This is a genomic window from Spartinivicinus marinus, from assembly GCF_026309355.1.
GTDB lineage: Bacteria > Pseudomonadota > Gammaproteobacteria > Pseudomonadales > Zooshikellaceae > Spartinivicinus > Spartinivicinus marinus.
Window position 1 is genome coordinate 1493782 of sequence record NZ_JAPJZK010000001.1, and the last position, 17368, is coordinate 1511149.

Annotated in this window: 15 protein-coding genes; 5 read left to right on the forward strand and 10 right to left on the reverse strand. The window is 37.4% G+C overall.

Annotated features, from left to right (window positions below; all coding sequences use genetic code 11):
• Positions 1 to 236 precede the first annotated feature (236 nt).
• From OQE68_RS06905 to OQE68_RS06920, 4 genes are read right to left on the reverse strand one after another with little or no spacing between them, the layout of a single operon-like run.
• Positions 237 to 1385 (reverse strand): Gfo/Idh/MocA family protein, encoded by a 1149-nt coding sequence (locus OQE68_RS06905; protein ID WP_180570149.1) that lies wholly within the window; start codon positions 1383 to 1385, stop codon positions 237 to 239.
• 41 nt (positions 1386 to 1426) lie between these two features.
• Positions 1427 to 2305: an ATP-binding cassette domain-containing protein gene (locus OQE68_RS06910; protein ID WP_180570150.1), complete on the reverse strand. Its 879-nt coding sequence runs from the start codon at positions 2303 to 2305 to the stop codon at positions 1427 to 1429.
• A gap of 17 nt (positions 2306 to 2322) precedes the next feature.
• A complete protein-coding gene (locus tag OQE68_RS06915; protein ID WP_180570151.1) occupies positions 2323 to 3444 on the reverse strand; it encodes an ABC transporter permease in 1122 nt (373 codons plus the stop codon).
• Positions 3445 to 3501: 57 nt separating this feature from the next.
• Positions 3502 to 4428 carry a sugar ABC transporter substrate-binding protein gene (locus OQE68_RS06920; protein WP_180570152.1) on the reverse strand — a complete coding sequence of 309 codons (927 nt, stop codon included), beginning with the start codon at positions 4426 to 4428 and terminating at the stop codon, positions 3502 to 3504.
• Positions 4429 to 4856: 428 nt separating this feature from the next.
• On the opposite strand from OQE68_RS06920, the gene OQE68_RS06925 reads away from it, so the two are divergent.
• The 5 genes from OQE68_RS06925 (at position 4857) to OQE68_RS06945 (ending at position 10232) form a co-directional block, all read left to right on the forward strand.
• On the forward strand, positions 4857 to 5687 hold the full coding sequence (locus OQE68_RS06925; protein WP_180570153.1) for a MurR/RpiR family transcriptional regulator: 831 nt from the start codon (positions 4857 to 4859) through the stop codon (positions 5685 to 5687).
• A gap of 262 nt (positions 5688 to 5949) precedes the next feature.
• Positions 5950 to 6939 (forward strand): inositol 2-dehydrogenase, encoded by a 990-nt coding sequence (iolG, locus tag OQE68_RS06930; protein ID WP_180570154.1) that lies wholly within the window; start codon positions 5950 to 5952, stop codon positions 6937 to 6939.
• 511 nt (positions 6940 to 7450) lie between these two features.
• The gene (locus OQE68_RS06935) at positions 7451 to 8230 is read left to right on the forward strand and encodes a substrate-binding periplasmic protein (RefSeq protein WP_180570155.1); all 780 of its coding nucleotides are present in this window, start codon (positions 7451 to 7453) and stop codon (positions 8228 to 8230) included.
• 101 nt (positions 8231 to 8331) lie between these two features.
• Positions 8332 to 9033, forward strand: coding sequence for a substrate-binding periplasmic protein (locus tag OQE68_RS06940; RefSeq protein ID WP_180570156.1), 702 nt, complete (start codon positions 8332 to 8334; stop codon positions 9031 to 9033).
• Between the two features lie 470 nt (positions 9034 to 9503).
• Positions 9504 to 10232 carry a substrate-binding periplasmic protein gene (locus OQE68_RS06945; protein WP_180570157.1) on the forward strand — a complete coding sequence of 243 codons (729 nt, stop codon included), beginning with the start codon at positions 9504 to 9506 and terminating at the stop codon, positions 10230 to 10232.
• A gap of 94 nt (positions 10233 to 10326) precedes the next feature.
• On the opposite strand, the gene OQE68_RS06950 is transcribed toward OQE68_RS06945, so the two are convergent.
• From OQE68_RS06950 to OQE68_RS06970, 6 genes are all read right to left on the reverse strand, one after another.
• The gene (locus OQE68_RS06950) at positions 10327 to 10710 is read right to left on the reverse strand and encodes an STY0301 family protein (protein WP_353618573.1); all 384 of its coding nucleotides are present in this window, start codon (positions 10708 to 10710) and stop codon (positions 10327 to 10329) included.
• Between the two features lie 151 nt (positions 10711 to 10861).
• Positions 10862 to 11839, reverse strand: coding sequence for an LD-carboxypeptidase (locus OQE68_RS06955; RefSeq protein ID WP_219340259.1), 978 nt, complete (start codon positions 11837 to 11839; stop codon positions 10862 to 10864).
• Between the two features lie 323 nt (positions 11840 to 12162).
• Complete coding sequence (locus tag OQE68_RS30775) at positions 12163 to 12405, reverse strand: transposase (RefSeq protein ID WP_353618599.1); 243 nt, start codon at positions 12403 to 12405, stop codon at positions 12163 to 12165.
• 186 nt (positions 12406 to 12591) lie between these two features.
• Positions 12592 to 14049 (reverse strand): hypothetical protein, encoded by a 1458-nt coding sequence (locus OQE68_RS06960; RefSeq protein WP_180571746.1) that lies wholly within the window; start codon positions 14047 to 14049, stop codon positions 12592 to 12594.
• Positions 14050 to 14583: 534 nt separating this feature from the next.
• Positions 14584 to 15378, reverse strand: a complete 795-nt coding sequence (locus OQE68_RS06965; protein ID WP_180571698.1) for an SRPBCC family protein — start codon at positions 15376 to 15378, stop codon at positions 14584 to 14586.
• A 273-nt stretch (positions 15379 to 15651) separates the two neighbouring features.
• Positions 15652 to 16860 (reverse strand): alpha/beta hydrolase, encoded by a 1209-nt coding sequence (locus OQE68_RS06970; RefSeq protein WP_180571697.1) that lies wholly within the window; start codon positions 16858 to 16860, stop codon positions 15652 to 15654.
• Positions 16861 to 17368 lie beyond the last annotated feature (508 nt).

The window sequence follows — 17368 nt, forward strand, 5'->3', positions numbered from 1 at the left end:
TATGGAGTAATAGGGTATTCTGTAGCCAAGGCATGGATGCCTTTTTAGCTCTTGATGGGCCAGGGATGGCACTTCAAGAGCGGCGGAAAAATACCCTGTTATTCCATATCAAATACTGGAATTTTTTTCAGCGACCTTTTGCAAGATTCTTCTGAGGGAGAGGGAGCTACTTGCTATCTTCCCTAGAGAAAGAAGATTTAATAAATAAACCCTTTTATCTACATGTCTTACATTATTTACTCTATTTCACTAAGTTTAATCCAACGACCTTCTTTATAAGACAGTTCTGCCGCATCCAATACTTTATTTACTTCATAAGCTGCACGAAAATCTGGCCACATGGGTTTATCTGCACAAATACCTTCAACCAAATCACGTACTTCAACAATTTTCTGATCGTTATAACCAAGGCCATGACCTGATGCGACACAAAAAGCAGCATAATCCGGGTGTTCAGGCCCCACTAAGATGGTACGAAAACCTTGTCGATTACTAGGATCAGTATTAGTAAACAGCTGTAGTTCACTTAGTCGTTCCTGATCAAACACTATAGCGCCTTTTGTACCTGTTATTTCATAGGTTAAGCCCATCTTTCTGCCACAAGCAATTCGGCTTGATTCAAGCGTGCCTATTGCACCATTTGAAAACCGCACCATCATATGTGCTTGGTCATCATTTTCTACTTTGGCATATTGGTTGTTATTTTCGGTTTGACTATTACTAAGCAAAAGGCGTTCTTTTATTACTGTTTGCAAGTCGGCCATCACCTCATTAATATCACCCACTAAATATTGAGCCATATTAATAATGTGCGACCCCATGTCTCCTAACGTACCAGAACCTGCTAACTCTCTTTTTAACCGCCAACTAAAAGGGGTATTAGGATCAGCTAAATAATCCTCATTATGAGTGCCTCTAAAATGAACGATGTTTCCAATTTCACCGTTTTCAATAATTTCCTTTACTAACTGTGCAACCGGATTTTTTACATAGTTAAAGCCAACAAGCGTCTTAATTCCTGCTTTTTCAGCAGCTTCTGTCATTTCCTTGGCATCTACAGCATTTAATGCCAATGGTTTTTCTGAATAAACATGTTTACCTGCTGCAATAGCCGCAAGAGCCATTTCTTTATGCAGATAATTCGGCGAACAAATATCGACTACATCAATATTATGATCATTCACTAAGGTTCGCCAATCTCCCGTTGCCCGATTAAAACCAAGTTCTTTAACTTTTTGCTCAGCTAACGTTTGGTTTACTTCTGCAAGCATTTCGCACTCTATACTTGCCAATAAAGGAAAAACTGCCGGACAGGCTTTAAATGCAATATTATGAGCTTTACCCATGTAGCCCGTGCCGATAAGACCAATTCGTAATTTTTCCATTGCTCATCCTTCGTGAGAGGCCTTTATAGGCTAAATAAACCTTAAAGTGTCGCCAGTGATTTATTTTCAATAATTTCAGCAGAATTATTTTTATTATCAGTTGAGCCTTCTATTTCTTTTTCTTGAAAAGCATCAACCCGTGCAAACTCTTCTAGTTCTGCTGTTAGATTCTCCATTTCATCACCACCAGCCATCATAGCCAAAACATCTTCACGACTGACTTCTGTTTTACGGAAAGTACCAAAACTGGTGCCACGTTTTAATATAGTAAAGGCATCACCCACTGGATAAGCATGATGCACATTATGAGTAATGAAAATAACGGCTAAGCCACGTGCTTTAGCTTGAGCAATATAACGTAAAACAACTGAAGCCTGTTTAACTCCAAGCGCTGAAGTGGGCTCATCTAAAATTAATACTTTCGCTCCAAAATAAACCGCTCTCGCAATTGCCACACATTGACGCTCACCGCCCGATAATGTACCCACTGGCTGAGAAGGGTCGCGCACATCAATACCAATTTTTGCCATTTCTGCTTTGGCTACTTGGTTTGCTAGCTTCCAATCGATACGACGAAAGATACCTTTACCTTTGGTAGGCTCTCGTCCCATAAAAAAGTTACGAGTAATGCCCATTAATGGAACCATGGCTAAATCCTGAAATACCGTTGCTATACCATGGTCAAGGGCGTTTGCTGGTGAGTTAAACGAAACCGCCTGGCCTTCGACAAACATTTGCCCCTGGGTAGGTTGGTGTACCCCTGATAATGTTTTTATTAATGTAGACTTACCTGCACCATTATCCCCCAATAAACACATTACCTCTCCAGCTGAAACGGCTAAAGAAATATCTTGTAAAGCAATGACACTACCGAAGTATTTATGGACGTTTCTTAATTCAATTAAAGGTTTATCACTCATTCTTAATGCTCCTACCTTTAATGGGATTCTGTCGATTTTTTACGAACGTAATTATTAAACATCACAGCAAGCAACATCATCACGCCCATGAAGACTTTAAACCAGTCAGTATTAACACCGGTATAGAAAATCCCCATTTGAACCGTGCCAAAAATAAGTGCACCAAATACTGCACCTATCGCAGAACCATAACCACCGGTTAATAATGCACCACCAATTACCACTGCAATAATAGCTTCAAACTCTTTTAATAAGCCCCTGTTGGTATCCGCTGAACCTGCATCCAATACTTGTAGACAGGCAAAAACCGTTGCAGCTAATGCAGTAAAAATAAATAAAGTGATCTTGACCTTATTAACTGGCACCCCGACATTTCTCGCAGCATTTGCATCACCACCACAGGCAAATATCCAGTTACCAAACCGAGTCATTAATAATACCCAGGTAGCAAGTGTTGCAATAACCACCCACCAGATAATAGAAACAGGTATACCAGTTACCATTGGCTGTCCAGCAAAATTAGTTTCAAGCCAGCCCATTTCTGTAAACCAGGAGAATAAGCGAGCGCCCACTTCACCACTGAATAGTGATGCCAGCCAGTCATTTTCAGCGGCTTCTTTTAACCCACCTACTTGTGTTCTACCGGTAATAAGACGAGTAAATCCTATTGCCAAACCACGTAAGATAAATAAAAAGGCCAGAGTAACAATAAAAGACGGAAGTTTAGTTTTTACGACTAAATAGCCATTGAGAAAGCCAATTCCTATTGCACCAAAAAATGCAATTAAAATTGCCATCCACATGGGCAATTCCCATACCGATACTGGAATAGCTAGTACCAAACCAGAAAATGCGATCATAGAGCCAATGGATAAATCAAATTCTCCGGCAATCATTAATAATGCAGCCGCCACAGCGATAATACCCAGCTGAGCCGACACTTCTAGAAAGTTAATCGTACCACTGGCGCTGAACATACCACTGTCGCCAGCAAATATGCCAAAAAAACCAAATACTAATAATGCCCCTGCTACCGCACCTAATTCAGGACGATGCATTGCTTTGCGAATAATGCCTTGTGTTCGCAATCGCTCATCTTTTGCAAGATCTACCACAGATGCAGCTGTTGTTGAACTCATATTGAAAACACCCTTCCTAGCCGGCAACTAAAGATACCCAATAAATTAAATACAACTCTATCGAATACCTTTTTTGCTTAGCTCTACCACCTGCCCAGCATTTTCTTGCGTGACAAAACCTGGACCAGTTTGTACTTCACCATTAGGTAGTACACCATATTTAGTATATTGTGATAGGAAAATAACCGGTAAATAACCTTGTAAATATTGTTGCTGATCAATAGCAAAATCCATACTGCCTTTTTTGATCGCTTTTAAAATAGCGGGGGATAAATCAAAAGTACCTATTTTAACTTTTCCTGCTGCTCCTGCTTGCTCAATTGCTGCAATAGTAGGGTCAGCGCCAATAGGGCCTAACGTTAAAATACCTTCGACATCTCTGTTTTTATTTAAATAGGCTAATAATGCATTTCGCACCTCGGTAGGGTCCGTACTCACTGCCAAAATTGCAGCATTCCCTCCCATTCCTTCCACAAAACCATCACAACGTTGATCCAATCCTGCGTTACCTTGTTCATGGTTAACACACAGCCCTTTTTTTACCCCATTCTGGCGCATTCTTTCGCCAGCACCTTTACCCGCTAAGTACTCACTCTGTCCTACATGGAGTTTCACACCTAATTGTTTATAGGTATCTGCACCTGAATTCATTGATATAACAGGAATACCATTATTGACGGCTTTTTTTATCGACTCAGCTAACGCATCCTTGTCGGGTATAGATACCACTAACCCATCCGGCTTAGTCGCAATAGCAGCATCAATAATTTGCGCCATCTTTACCATATCGAAAGAGTCTGGAGATCGGTATTCAACTTTTACGTTGGCTTCTTTAGCTGCTTCATCAACGCCATTTTTTACCACCGACCAAAAAGGGTCTTGAGGCTGTCCATGACTGACAACGACGACACGAGAGGTGTCAGCTGTTAAAGCACCGCAAAAAGTACTGATAGCCGTTGCAGCAGCGATAATTAATTTCTTCATTACTCAAAGCTCCTTATTATAATTATGCTCTTTATAATTATGCCCTTCGCTAACGACGTTTAGAGTTTGCTGTGACTGACATCCCTTTACAATCATGCATATCAACTAAAAATCTATGCTTTGGGTTTGGACAGGTACTATCTATATCAATTCTTTACCAGTTCTTTGCTGATTGCTTTTTAGAATTATTTTTAGCTACCTGCTTCAGTTGTTATTTATTATTTGATCAACATTAGTTTGATTTTTAACCAAAACAGCATTTTGATTCAACCACTACTCTAATGCCCTTACAGTTATATTGAAATATTTATTTCATTTCCACTATTTATTAAAATTTTTTTGTTATAAAAATCTATAATGAAATATTTGTTTCATTTTTAGCAGTTATGCGCTATAAATGAAACATTACAATAACAAGGTATCCATACATGGTTGTCAATCCTCCAGAGAGCCTGGCAGAGCTGGAGTCTGCCATTACAGCTAAACATATTTCTCTGAGTAAGCGGCTTCAGCAGGTCGCACAGTTTGTGATGGATCACCCGAAAAATATTGCATTTGGTACAGTGGCTGCCATTGCTCAAGATGCCAATGTACCTCCTTCAACTTTGGTGAGATTTGCCAATGCCTTTGGCTTTCAAGGGTTTAGTGATATGCAGCGACTTTTTCGAGCCAAGCTGGTTGAGGATAACCCCAGTTATAACGAGCGTATTCGCCTGGCTAAAGAGCAACTAAGCCAGCCAAGCCCTACCTCACCTATTCAGCTACTGAATGAGTTTGCCTCAGCTAACATGCTTGCCATGGACCAACTAAAAGCTGAAGCAGATGCCGATAAGTTAGAATTAGCTATCAATATTCTGGAAAAGGCGAATGTGATCCATATAGTCGGGTTTCGCCGCTCTTTTGTCATAGCCTCTTACTTTGCTTATGCACTGCGTCATATTGATAAAAGCGCATTTCTAGTTGATGGAGTGGGTGGCATGTTTAGAGAGCAAGCTAGCGTTATTCAACCACAGGATGCAATGGTTGCCATTAGCTTTAAACCTTATGCAACAGAAACTCAAGAAACAATAAAAGCAAAGCCTGCTGAAGTTCCTTTAATCGTGATTACTGATAGTCAGCTCAGTCCATTAGTGCAACAAGCAACTGTGAGTTTTGTAGTAAAAGAAGCTGAGGTACGTTCATTTCGTTCACTGACTTCTTCTTTATGTATTGCTCAAGCACTTTCCATTGGGCTAGCTTATCGACAGGAAGAAATATAAGTAGCAATCAACTTAATGAAGACCAATAGATAAAAAATTATTTCTATATTTGATAAAAAAACATAGCCAAAACGAAGGATGTTTAGGCGAGGCGAGGAAGCCCCAGGAGCTTATTGAAATAAGTGACTGGGGTGAAGACAGTTTATTGCTCCTGCATAAACTGCATTCACACCATCCTTGGTGCTTAGCGAAGATAACAAAGCACTTGTGCCCTAGGGGTATAAAGATCATTCGTGAAGGGTATACATTAGGAGAGTAATTAATGATTAACTTATGCTTATTCGGCGCTGGTCGAATTGGCTCAATCCATGCCGCAAATGTATCGCAGCATCCCGATGTACAAATTAAATATATTGTGGATGTTAATCGAACAGTAGCCAACCAAATGGCAGAGCAGTATGGCGCAACTGTCACTGATGTAGATACAGCCTTGGAAGATACGACAGTTGCCGGAGTTATTATTGCCAGCTCAACCGATACCCATGCAGATTTAATGATTCGCTCGGCACGAGCAGGTAAAACCATATTTTGTGAAAAACCCATCGACCTCAATATTGATCGAGTAAAAGAATGCCTGCAAGTGATAGAAGATACTCAAGTAGCATGCGCTTTAGGCTTTAATCGCCGTTTCGACCCTCAGTTCAATCAGCTTCATAACCAGTTAAATCAGGGTAAAATTGGTGAGTTACAAATGGTATCCATCACCAGTCGTGACCCTGCTCCCCCACCTGCTCATATTTTGCCAGCAACAGGAGGGCTATTTAGAGATATGATGATTCACGACCTGGATATGGCCCGTTGGCTATTAAATGAAGAACCAACTGCAGTATTTGCCAGTGCCAGCTGCTTGATTGACCCAACCATTGGTGAATTAGGTGATGTTGATACTGCTATGGTAATACTCAAAACTACATCGGGTAAACTATGTCAAATCAGCAATAGCCGTCAGGCTGTGTATGGTTATGATCAACGAATCGAAGTATTCGGCAGTAAGGGTATGTTGCAAGCCAATAATAATACTGCAATTAATTTATCTTTTAGTGGTGAACAAGGGGTTATAAGCGAAAAGCCTTTATATTTCTTTTTAGAACGTTATGCAGATGCCTATAAAGCAGAGTTAGATAACTTTATTGCTACTATTCGCGGCACCGAAAAACCACTGGCAAATCAGCATGATGGTTTACAAGCACTGGCTTTGGCAGATGCTGCATTGGAGTCGGCAACCACAGGGAAGCAGGTTATTTTAAACTAATACGGGGGCCAGAAAGCGCCCCGGTTCCTGTGCTTATGGAAGCCTTCGAACATGCGAGCCATGAACAATTATCGGCTTTCTGAAAAAGTAAAAGTGGGCAGCAACAAAAGAGGCTGATGTCTTGATTATCAATAAATCTAAGCAAGTGATATCCCAGAAAAACAGCCCGTTTGAAGGATTATATACTTTTGACCTAGCTGCCCATGGAGCCAAAGCCTCCATCACAAGGCTATAGCAGAGCAGTGCTCTTGCTGTGTAGCAAAACCCTAAGCCCTAATTGTCTGGTATATCAAGTAGTTTTAGTTTGATTGTGTTTACTAAATAATATCTAGCACTTAGTAGGCTATTGTGTCTCCAAATCGATTTTTAGACACTAACTCAAGATTAACCTTCCTTAAGATACAGTTTCGCCCCATTGGGCTTCAATCCCCATTTATAAGCTAATTTCCGAATTGAAACCTGCTCCAATATCTAAGCTATACTCAAAAAATTAAAGAGAGAGGGCTTTTTTATGGCTTGTATGAATATAAATAGAATATTTCTAATAGTTTTTTTTGCTTTAAGCTATATCTCTTCACTAGCGTATGCAAATAAGTTGAAAATTATAACAGAAGAATACGCTCCGATCAGTTTTACTGAAAACGGGAAGGTGACAGGGCTTGCTGTAGAAGTGGTTGAGGAAATCCTAGCAAAGACAAATGATAAAACTAAGATACAAGTTCTACCATGGGCACGAGGTTATAAAATGGTAGAGGAGCGAAAAAATACTGTATTATTTAGTATGTCAGCCACACCTGAACGAGAAAAATTATTCACTTTGATAGGCCCTATTGCTATAGGAAAGCTCAGTTTATATAGTATTAAAGGAAATAATTTGTCATTATCAAGTTTAGATGAAATTGGTAAATTAAAAGTGGGTGTTACTCGAGAAGGATTTGCTGAACAACTATTGACCAAACAGGGGGTTACGAATTTAAAACAAGCAATAAAACCCCTGACTAATGCTCAAAAGCTCATGAATAAAAGAATAGATTTATGGGCTGTTTCTAGTGTTACAGTTGGTGATATTTTAAAACAGGCAGGGTTCTCTTTGTTAGATATAGAAAAGAAATATACTTTTTTTGAAGATAAACTCTATATATGTTTTTCAAAAAATTCAGATCAAAAAGTAGTCACCTTATGGCTTGCAACACTAAAGGCTATGAAACAAGATGGAAGCTTTAGCACTATCTACAAACGATGGTTCCCTACAGAAGAGCCACCATTAGAAGTAGAGAGAATAGGTATCTAAAAGATTATATGAGTTATATGTATTGCCTCAATCGACTTTTGTTCACCGTAAGCTTTTGTTTATATATACCAACTGTATCAGCAAAAACATGTGATCGTCTTGTGGTTGCAGGCAATGCAGAATACCCCCCTATCACTTGGACTGACAGTAAATCACAAGAAATGACAGGAGTTGCTGTAGAAATTCTACGGCGTGCATTTAAAGACATAGCTATACCAATGACAACCTTACCATTACCTTGGGCTCGAGCACAAAAAGTTACAAAGACTGGTGCTGCCGATATATTAGCTGGTCCATATATAAATGAAGAGAGAATAGAGTACATGGATTATGTTTTTCCACCTTTCATGCAAGATCCTGTAGCAATTTTTACTAGGAAATTATCTACGTTTAACTATCAAAAATGGAGTGACTTAGTTAACTTCAGAGGAGCTACTTTAATTGGTAACAGCTTTGGTGAAGAGTTCGATGCTTATGCGGCTGATCACTTGAAAATAGAGCAGTCTCATGGTTTACTAAATGTAATTAATAAATTAAATAAAAAACGAGTTGACTATATGATATACGGACTATATCCAACCTTATCAGCATTAGCCTCAACTGACTTAAAAAATCAAATTGTGCCTTTAAAACCATATGTAACATCAGAGGGGATGTACATTGCTATTTCTAAAAAGTCACCTTGTAGAAAGTATTATCAATTACTTAGCCAAAAGATGAATGAGTTTAAAGCTATTAATTTAACCAAGCGTCTAATAAAAAAATATCAAAAAATATGGGAGAGTAGTTTTAATAATTATTAGCTTAGCAATTAAAAATTTGAATTTTTTTTTGATATCTTTTAGTTAATCTTCAGGTATTAGCTCTAGAAGTTGCCCCTTTTATATTCACCTACCCTATTGCTATTTCACAACCTCCTGTTTCTACCCCTATCTACCTCACCTGAAGCTTTTTCAAAAACAGCCGATAAGGCCAGTTAGTGCCAGTTATCATTATATTTTTGACAATTTGATTATAAGGTATGCAGTGTTGATAGAGGGGAACTCAACACTGAGGTTAATGAAGACTCGTGTAGGAAGAGCTACTGGTTGCGGGTTTCTAAGTTGAGCGCTCTTCTCCTGTAGCCCTTATAAATTAGTTATTTAAGATCTTTCTACGGCAGCTACCGATAAATGCTAGTTATCAAATTTAAATACATGAAGGGAGCTAATTATAACATATTACAATAAGAGATATAATTAATAAAAGTATAAAATTACACTAAACTAAGTATATGAAAACTATTTTAGAAGCTAGTATATATATTTTGACAACTATCATTAGTTTAAGCGTTAGTGGTTATGCTTGCCCCCTTAAAAATATTAGCTTTGTTACTGAAAATTTAGCACCTTTTAATTACATTGAAAAAGATGGAGTATTTAAAGGAATTGCAATCGATATATTATATCATACTGCAAAAAAATTAAAGTGCAAAAGAAATCAGGTAGAAATTAATTTCATGCCTTGGGCAAGAGCATATAAAGAATCAATATCAAATAAAAGAACTGTTATATTTACCTTAGCAAAATCAGAAGAAAGAGAGAAGTTATTTAAATGGTCGTCGGCTTTCATAGAAACTGGTATGGCTTTATTTTTGCACAACCAATTAAAAACGGATGATTTTAATAGTTTAAAATCCATTGGAACTATAATAAATGACTATGCAGCGTCTCTTTTAAATGAAAATTTAAAACATAAAGCCAAAATAATTTACTCAAATAATATTGATAGCCTTGCACTTATGTTTATAAAAAAACGAGTTGATGGTGCGCTGTATGAGTTAATTACATTTAAATGGATATTACATAAAAATGGGTTTAAAGAATATCACGCTCATAAAATAAATATGGTAAGTGGACATTTTGGTTTCAGCAAGGATATAGAGTCGAATGTTATAGAAGAGTTTAACTATATTATTGACAACTCAAATATTATTAATAATTACATTAGAGATCTAAACTAGCCAGTTAAGACTTTAAGATGTGTAGAAAAACACTAAATGATTGATTTATACCATTCGCTTTGGCTATATATAGTGTAAACTGACTAACTTTTATCTAAACGTTAGTCCGCTTTTGGACTGGTAATTTGTCCCTGTGAAAAGCTTTGGTAGGATCAAAATTGCTTGCAGCGCAAGACATATAAACTGGCCTGTTAGCTGGTGCAGGACCGGAAAAAATCCAGGTTTGATTAGAAGCATTTACGTCATTTGGTTTTAGCTGTGCAATTTCCTTGGGCTCTCCGTCATAGAGGTCAATTCGATAGATATTTGATTGCTTCAGATTCCGATCGACGCCAGACGGCCGAATAAATTCTTCCCACTCTGCAACTGGCTCAACCAACGACTGGTTCGTAGAAATCTGCTGAGGACATGTTATTTCCAAAGCGAAAATGCTCGACGAAGTAAGTGAAAGAGCCAAGTAGAGTACTATATTTTTCATTTCACTCTCCTAACGATTCATGAATGCCACTCTCTGACGTACCATTGCTGGGTTGTGTCGCAAAGCCCTAAGTGATTGATTTTCATGGTAAAACTGGCTAAATTTTATATAAAAGCTAACCAGTTTTTAGGCCAAAAAATAGCTGATAAGGTTATTCTCTAATAAAACAATACTCAGACTCTTTTTCACATTTAAGAGTAGAATTAGTTCCCAAGATTAATGGATGATTTTTTCTTCCATGGCCTACATAAGGGTAATAATAAACAGGCTTATTGAATTGTTGTGCAAATTTCTCAATTACAGACTTATAAATTAGACGTTGTTCATCTGTTGGGTCAAGGGGATAAAACTGCCCAAATATGATTGCACTGACATCTAACTCTTTCTTAAACAAAAGTTGGTGAAGACGCCTATCTAATTGACGGAACGATGTGCCAATATCTTCTAACAGAAGAATTTTACCTGATAGATTTGGCTCATATATTGTAGAAAACAATGAAGAAACTAAAGTAAAATTACCACCTCTTAGCTCGCCATTAGCACCTTTCTTAGCTAACGTATTTAATGGAATGACATTTTGGTAAAATACACCCTTAGATAATATCTGTTCCACCAAAGGTATCGGTTCTAAGTCATTTACTTGTATCTTTTTTTCATTTTTATCTTTGTTGTCCTTGTTATAGCTTGCTACAACACCATGCAAAGATTTCCATTGTAGGGTTTCATTCACAAATGAGTGAATGGCTGTGACATCACTAAAGCCAATTAATATTTTAGGTTTTGCTGATAGTAATCTTTCCTTTTCCATATGAAGGTAAGGTAGAATATTTACTCCACCACCACCACCTTTAACAAACCATATAATATCTATATCATCATCTAATAAAGCATTTATTAAACTTTCTGCCCTAGCTTTTTCTGTATTTACATAGCCAAAGTCAGAAACGACTTGGTTCAAGTGTTTTCTTGAAATAAGATAACCATTTTTCAATAAAGCATCAACAACAGTTTCTATTTTTTCTTCATCATATTGGGTTGATACTGAAATGAGAGCAATATTTTTATAACTATCAGCTAATAATGGAAATGCTAAAAAGCAAACGAATAGTACACAAAACTTCTTTAACAAAACACATACTCCACTCTAACTGCCCCTTTGTTTTTTCTAAGTTAGCACTTAACTCGATAGAAAATATAAATGCCTAACTTAACCCCTAAGATGTTACTTATTAGTAACATCTTAGTAAAGGTAAGTCAATAATAACTTGTCTTCTATACATGATATTATAAGAGGCTGACTGCTACCGTCTTCTTTTTGAATTGCGCCCTCCATCATCTGAAACGCACCACTGTTATTTTCTAAGCTACTAACTATTATTTTCTAAGCTACTATTAAATACTCTAAAAAAACATCGCTGGGTGAGCGATAATCCAACCCCATAGTCTCCACTATTAGTCTAGTCGCTGAAATAGTCTTTTAGTACTGGATAATCCGTAGCACCGACGCTTTAACACTTTCATCTTATTATTGAAGCCTTCCACAAACCCACTGTTGTCACGTCGAATAAAATAATTAGTGATTGGCTGCTTATATTTCATTAAGGTTTTAATGAAATTGTCAAAGCATTTTAGCCCAGATTCAACGACAGTTGAAATCCATTCAGTAATTTTTCCTTTAACTATTTCTGACGTAATATGGCTATCGAAGAGGTATAGTCATTTCTGGTGCATCAGGTAAAGTTAATGTTGTGTAGTTTGTTCGTGTCTCCTCAGCAAGCGTATAAATTGCAAAAAATTTATTGCTACACACTAGCCAAGGGGATACTTTTAAGCAGGGTTTGGGCATTGATCTTGTGTTGAATTACACCCTCATCCGGCTTTTTAACAGTCGCCGCGGGGACACCATTTATACTTACTATTATCAACTTTTGGTGGTTTATCTGTATCCTGATGTCCTTTAACTAACACATCTCTATGGGTAACTGGAATATAAGATCCTGTATATAGCTTGTTTAATGTTAGGCTATATTTATTCTTTAAAGCCAATGGATATTCTTCTTTATCATCCTTTACATAATAAAAATAGTCATCGTTTCTCTCGTTGAGCTTTTTAGCATCCTCTACCATTTGCCACTTTATTTTCTGATATTCTTTTGAAGTTGTCGATTTAGTACGAGCAGCATTTCTATAGACCTCCTGTTTGTAAGTTAGATGACCATTATTTTCACTCTCCGAAACCCTTGTATAGCTGTTTGTTTTCCAAGAGTACTCAATGCACAGATCAATAAAAGTTTTATGAAAGCGTTTGAAACTTTCTGATTGCTGCAATAAAGAACTATCTCCTCGATTGATGAAGTCTGTCACCTTTTCTTTGATTTCTGTATTTACTTTACTTGGATTTTGTTTATATTTATTTACAGTAGATAATGATGTCCTAACACTGGTAGCTGACCAATCAACAGGTTTTATACCAGCTACTTCAATTAAGTTATTTCTTACTTTACTCACTTCTTTCTGAATAGCTAAAAATTTTACTTGTTCATCGCCTGCAGTTTTCTGAGTTTGAAGTACTAGCTTCCTTTGCTGAACCTTAAGCATCCCATGTGGGTGCCCATTCATACGGTTAAGCTTTTCAAGTTCTTTAGTTGCTGCATTTCGAGCAGTATCAGCAGCTTGTTTAGCTGTCACAGCTTCACCAGATTTTTTCATAAAGGAACGAGCTCCTTTGAAAATACCTTTCACCATCCCTGTTCCAGCAGTTGCTAATGTAACAAAGCTCATAATTGTTTCAACCATTTCCCAAGTTTTTTTCTTTTCCTCATAGCTTTCGATGTTACTAATTAATTGATCTCCTGATTTCATCAGTTGCGATGCCTTTTCTAAAAAGGTATCTACTGAAGCTTGAATAGCTGACTCCATATACATTAGCGCATCAAGTCCTGTTTTAGTTCGAAAATCTATAGCATTCAGTCCAGTTGCTAAGTATTCATCAGAAACTCCGAAGTCTTTAGCTTTTGTTAGTGCATTATTTAATCTACCAAAGGTAGACTGTATATGATTCCAAGTTGATTGAATCTGCTTTATCCCTTTGAATAATTTTTCACTACCGACAGTAGAGCTATCACTCGAATATGGTTCGCTAAAATTAATACCACCTAATCCTTCGATCGTATTAACAAAGTCATGTAGCCTTTCATTGACTTCACTAATGACTTTTTGCCTACTTTGCTCTACGTCACTGAGTAATTTATCAACAACATCAGGGTGAGCCGCGCCTGTTAGCAATCGACTTTCTAAGGTAGGGTTATTTGGGTCTGAAGGCGAGCTTAAAACCAGCATCTCCTCACGGTATGCTGAGTTCTTTATTCCCCACCCACCTCACCTGTAGCCCTTTCAAATTCAGCCAATAAGTCCAAGAACCGGCTATTTTTGCACAAATTCCATATTATATACCCAATGCGTAGGACTTTTAGGTGAGGCCATCAAGTGACGAAGCCTCATGAGCCTATATTAATAGGTGATTGGGGTGAGGAACGATGATAACAAAACCTAAAAATGATTCGCGACGGGTATAGTATCAAATTCCGTATTCCTTAAACCAACACTGAGTAAATTAGAGTTATCTAGATCAAAATCGACCTCGACCATCTACAAGGAGCGATACTCCTTATTGTGCTGGTAAGTTTTTTTACAAACGTAGCAATTCCGGGAGCACATGCAATGTAGATAATAATCAAAGCCTTATTTGGTATTCAGTAAGTTTTGAATCGGCAACCACAGGGAAGCGGGACATTTTAAACTAGTACTGGGCGCATTAAAGCGCCCCTATAAAATAAACTATTTTCACTTAATCTCTTTAATAAGATATTCGGATTAATATAGCACTTGATAAAGCCTAATAGCGTAAATTTTACCAGTGTTACCACTATAGTAATGGCCATCACCAGATGTATGTAAATTAACTGGCATTGGCGTCCAAGAAACTTGCAACCCTTCATCAATATCATGCTCAACCACAAAAGGGTCAGAAATATAAGTTAACATTTGGTCATTATTTTCTTTAGAAAGATTCATCACACCTAGTGACTCACCTGAATTCCAGGTTAACAGCTCAATCGCTTTATCATTATCATACTTGCTAATTCCTGAAGGCATAAAGTCAACTGCAATTCGATAATAACTTGAGCCAACCCAACCTGAACGAGGTACTACACTCACATGTGCAATAGGCTCCTTTGGTAAATTACCCGCTGTATCATATGTATATGCATCTTCATCTAGCACTTCATCCAGTTCATACATTCGAATATTTCTAAACATGACATAAGCGCCCTTCACATACTCATTAAGGTATGGTGTTGAAGCACTAATATACTTACCAGCCTTGGGCATAGAAGGTGTCATTACTGCTAATAATTTAAAGTTCTCTGCATTAAGATCAACGGTATTAGAATCTTCAGATTTAGTCTTAGAGGGAGGAATATATTGTAAAGCACGCTTGTGATGCTTTTCTAACTTAACTTGTTTTTTTGGCGAAAGTGCCGCTGAGTAATCAATGGTACTCCTGTTAGGCGTGTATCGACTTTTGGCATGAGTAGGGAGGTATGTTATACAACTAATAACAACAGCTAAGATAATAGAAACACTTTTGTTTAACTGTATATTCATAAGCATCCCTTTATTAATTAGTGTGTTGCCAAGTTACCCTTCTACCACTCAAACTGTCTAGTGTAATATTTTTGAAAACATATAAATAGGCTTAGTTACAAGACCAAGTGTCTGAAAATTTTACTAATACTTTTTAGCGCTAGCTATATAGAGGCTGTGTGAGAATAGTAGTTTCTTGGCATGTAACTCTATATTAAAAAATATAAAATTAAAGTTTAATATACTAAATACAAGAAAGTTTAAAAAACTACTTTATTCTGTTAAGGCTAGTTTTTATTTACTGGCTACATTAGATGGACTGTCGACTGCTGTGCTGCGAATAAGCTTGGTCATTTGAGAAACTAGCTCATCATAATAGGGGTTCCAGGTTAAACGCGCATATACGTTATTATTGGCTTCATTATTAGCTGCCTGATAACCCCAGCCTGAAAACCAAGGCTTAGTGCCTTGATAACATAGTGCTTCTTTTTCTTCGGACTGGCCATTATTACAAATACGGGTATTTCCAAACTGCCCATAACGAGGATTGTTTGGGGAAAATAAAGGCCCCATATGAGAACCTGCACTAATACGATACTGTGGCAGTTTCATTGTATGACTTATAGTACGCTTGTCTTGCGGAGGATTGCCACCATACCAAATTAATAAACTATTCGGATGGGTAAAGCTTTGGGTGAAGTAACCTGCTGTTGTTTGACTATCTACTACACTATCCGTCTCACTCAACACCATCAACACAGGTTTATTAAATGGCTTTGCTAAATCGTCTCTAACAATTTCTGAAGTCTGGTAATAAAGCGCCGCACCATTAGTAGGTAATGACTCATAACGGGTAATATTAGTTTCTGGATCAACATCTACCCAATCAATAAACCAATTTGCGATTGGGGCATATTTGACAGCATCACTCGTAGCTTGAAAAGCAGGCGAGAACAATAGCAAACCAGTAACTTTATCGTTTCGGTAGGCTTCAGAGGTAACCAAATTGCCCCCTGTCGAATAGCCTCCTAACCACAGTTCATCAACCTCATTTGCCATTAGCTTAGTATGATAGCTCACAATTGATTGCCAATCAGACAATGTCGGCAACATTAAGTCAGCAGGCTTACTACCATGACCAGGCAACAGAATAGTACGCACTAGAAACCCTTGTTTTTGTAGGGTGCGGCTGATGTCAATAAATGAATAAGGGGAATCCCCAAGTCCATGAACCAGTAATACACCTTTTGTCGTTTTCTGCTTTGGTCGTAATTCGTAGGGTGAATTAAGTATCAGCTCATGACGGGTATTATCAGTTAAATAGGCACGATTCTCTGCAAGCCATTGCTTGGTTTCATTTAGATAAAGGCTAAAGCTTGATTGCTTATATTCGGGCAAAGCAGATGAGGGCTCAAAAGCAATACCCACTGGTCTGTTTGCACAAGCCACCAGTAATAAGGTACTGCTAATAATGAAGAGAATAAGATAAGTAAGCTTTTTCATTATATATCTTAGTTGTGCTGTTTTATTACCAATAGATTATTCAAGTTTAATACATCTAGTCGCTCGCTCTATTAGCTAAGGGCCTGTTAGCAACCTAATTGCTTACAACTCTATTCTCAATTAGCCCAACTACCTCAGCGAAAGCACGGGACTAAGCCCACTACTGAAATCAAACCCGTAAGGTATAAGAGACCACAAAGTTAAACAGTTGTTCCATTATTGTTGATATGGCCATAAGCGTGTTACAGATTGGTGAATGGTTTCAATAAAAGAGGCTGGGGTGTTCCTAAGTGTATATAGCCTGTTAAGCTGAATTAGTTTGGTAGGCTTTTTAATTAATTTAAGAAAATTTTAGATTAAAGAAGATTTCCACATTGAGATAAGTGTTTATATCAAGATATTTCAATAGAGATTGAATTCACAATATTTTTATTATTTCCAATCCTTACATATTTTTAGGTAAAAATCATTAGCCATCAAGTCTCATAAAAAATATATTTTCCTATAA